The organism is Bradyrhizobium sp. Ken01 (assembly GCF_055807355.1).
Genome location: NZ_JBVVPC010000114.1, coordinates 1 through 3,281 on the forward strand (window position 1 = coordinate 1; position 3,281 = coordinate 3,281).

Here is a 3,281-nt window from a genome sequence, read left to right on the forward strand (position 1 = left end):
GAGCTCGAGGACGCGATCGACGTCGAGGACGACCATGAGCTGGCCGTCGAGACGGTGGACACCGCCGGCGAGCTTGGCCATGCGGGGGTCGAGATTGACGGGGTTTTCTTCCATGCCGTCCTCGGCGAGCCGCAGCACTTCGCCGATCTGGTCGATCAGGAGGCCGTAGGATTCACCGCGCAGGTCGACGCCGACCGCCATCGGGATCTTGCCGTCCTCGGGCTTGGGCAGGCCGAGCCGGGCGCGCATGTCGACCACGGTGACGATGCGGCCGCGCAGGTTCAGCACGCCCGCGATCTCGCGCGAGGACAGCGGCACGCGGGTGACGCGCTCGGGCATGAACACGTCCTGGACGCGGGAGATCGGCAGGCCGAACAGCTGGCCGCCGATCATCGCGGTGACGTATTCGACCATGGCGCCTTCGCCGGACTGGGTCTTCTTGGTCATGTTAGTTTCTCCTGATCCCGCTGGTTACGCTGCTGCGCGGCTCAGCTCGGAGGCACCGGCGGCGCCCGCGGTCTGTTCCTTCAGCGCCGCGATCAGACCGGGACGGTCGAACTTGGCGACATAGTCGTGGAAGCCGGCCTGACGGCCGCGCTCGATCGCCGCCGGCGACACCAGCGCGGAGAGCCCGATGATCGGCATCGCGCCCAGATTGCTGTCGGAGCGGATGGTCTCGGCAAACTCGAACCCGTTCATGTCGGGCATCTCGATGTCGGTCAGGACCACGTCGAAGGTCTGCGCGCGCAGCGCCGCGAGCCCCTCCTGCGCGGTCGGCGCGGTGCGGACGCGGTAGCCGGCGGCCTTGAGCACCGGAGCCAGCATGTTGCGGAAGAACGCCGAGTCGTCGACCAGCAGCACCGATTGCGAGTGCAGCGACGGCTTCATCTCCTTGCGGGTGAACCAGTCGGAGAACGCCATCGGCAGGAAGTGGCCGACGTCGATCACTTCGGTGGCCTGGCCCTTGATCACAGCCGAGCCGAGAATGCCGGAGGAGGATCCGCCGACCTCGATGTTGAGCCGCTCCTCGACGATGTCGATGATCTCGTCGACGACGAGGCCCATGGAGCGGCCGTCATCGGAGAACACCAGGATCGGCTGGGCGCCCTGGCTCGCAATGGTGACGCTCTCCATGGCAACGAGCGGCATCAGCTGCTCGCGGTACTGCACCATGTAGCGGCCGTTACTGAACTCGATCTTGTCGGCCGGGAGCTCTTCCAGGCGCGTGACGAGCCCGAGCGGGACCGCCTTGGGCTGCGACGAGCCGGCGCGGAACACGAGGAGCGAGGTGGTCTGCTCGCCGCTTCCGATGCTGTGAGTCCCGTTCTCGTTGTTCATGTCATGGGCCGAGGAGCCGGCGGCGCCGAGCGCCTTGGCGATGCCGTTGGGGTCGATGATCATGATGACCGCGCCGTCGCCCAGGATGGTGTTGCCCGAGAACATGTCGATGTGACGCAGTTTCGTCGACATCGGCTTGACCACGATTTCTTCGGTGTGGAACACGCCGTCGACGACGATGCCGAAGGTCTGGCTGCCAACCTGCGTCACCACGATGAAGCCGTTCTCGGGATCGGAGACGGCGCCGTCGTCGATCTTGAGCAGCTTCTTGAGATGGATCAGCGGCAGCAGCTTGTTGCGCAGCCGGAGCACCGCGGTGTCCTTGATGCGCTCGATGCGGTGCTCCGAGTTGGCGCGGGCCCGCACCAGCTCGACCACGGAGAGCTGCGGGATCGCAAAGCGGTCGCCGGCGGCTTCCACGATCAGCGCGGAGACGATGGCCAGCGTCAGCGGGATCTTGATGGTGACGGAGGAGCCTTCACCTGCGACCGACTTGATGTCGATGGTGCCGCCGATCTGGTCGATATTGGTGCGCACCACGTCCATGCCGACGCCGCGCCCCGACACCGAGGTGATGGCGGCAGCAGTCGAGAAGCCCGGCGCGAAGATGAACTTGTGGATCTGGGCTTCGCTCATCTTCTCGAGCTCGGCCTCGGTGGCGAGGCCGGAGGAGATCGCCTTGGCCTTGATCCTGTCGGTGTTCAGACCACGGCCGTTGTCGGCGATGCAGATGATGATGTGGCCGCCCTCGTGATAGGCGGACAGGCGAATGGTGCCCTGCTCGCCCTTGCCGCCGGCGAGACGCTCGGCCGGGGTCTCCAGGCCATGGTCGGCGGAGTTGCGCACCATGTGGGTGAGCGGGTCCTTGATCAGGTCGAGCACCTGGCGGTCGAGCTCGGTGTCGGCGCCGTGCATCTCCAGCTCGATCTGCTTGCCGAGTTCGCTCGAGAGGTCGCGAACGATGCGGGGCAGCTTCTGCCAGGCATTGCCGATCGGCTGCATGCGCGTCTTCATGACGCCTTCCTGCAGCTCGGCGGTGACGTTGGACAGCCGCTGCAACGGCACCTTGAACTCGGTGTCCTCGTTGCGGCGGGAGATCTCCAGCAGCTGGTTGCGGGTCAGCACCAGCTCGGAGACCATGGTCATCAGATGCTCCAGCGTATCCACGTTGACGCGGATCGACTGGTTGGCGATGCTGGCTCCCTCGCCGGCGCCCTCGTCGGCGATCGACTTCTTCGGCGCGGCCTTGTCCTTGGGCGCCTTGGTCTCCTTGGCAGTTTCCTTGTCCCTGGCAACAGGCACTGCCGCTTCAGCGGCAGGCTGGGGCTCGGCCTTGACTTCAGCCTTGGCAACGGGGGCGGGAATCGGCGCTTCGATCGCGGTCTCGCGGAAGGCGCGCTCGAGCTCGTCGAGCGAGACTTCGCCCGGACGCAGCGGACGCTCCAGGCTCTGGTCGGCCAGCACGCCGGAGGTCGGCGCGGCCTCCACCGCAGCCGGCGCTTCCGGCACCAGCGGCGGCGCTTCGGCCACGGGAGCAGCCACGGCACCGGCAGCCATTGCCGCCATGCCCTGCTCAACCATCGCTTCCAGCTTGTCGATGAGATCGCGGTCGGTGCCCTCGGGCTCGGCTTCGGTCGCCTCCAGCCCGCCCAGAATTTCCTTGATGCGGTCGATCGAGGCCAGGATCACCGTCACCGCGCCGGCCGTCACCGGCATCCCGTCACGGAATTTGCTCATCAGCGTCTCGCCGGCATGCGCCAGCGCTTCCAGACGCGGCAATCCGAGGAAGCCGCACGTGCCCTTGATGGTGTGGACCAGCCGGAAGATGTTATCCAGGATCTTGGCGTTGTTCGGCTCCTGCTCGAACTTCACCAGCTGATTGTCCACGGTGTCCAGGCTCTCACTGGTTTCCGTCAAAAACTCCCGCAACAGATCATCCATGA

Annotated in this window: 2 protein-coding genes; both read right to left on the reverse strand. The window is 66.2% G+C overall.

The genetic code is table 11. The annotated features are described in order from the left end of the window. Positions 1 to 447, reverse strand: a 447-nt coding sequence (locus AC0L3S_RS38835; RefSeq protein WP_247468230.1) for a chemotaxis protein CheW, incomplete at its 3' end; no start/stop codon positions are given. A gap of 24 nt (positions 448 to 471) precedes the next feature. Next, complete coding sequence (locus AC0L3S_RS38840) at positions 472 to 3,279, reverse strand: hybrid sensor histidine kinase/response regulator (RefSeq protein ID WP_473285206.1); 2,808 nt, start codon at positions 3,277 to 3,279, stop codon at positions 472 to 474. Between the last annotated feature and the right edge of the window lie 2 nt (positions 3,280 to 3,281).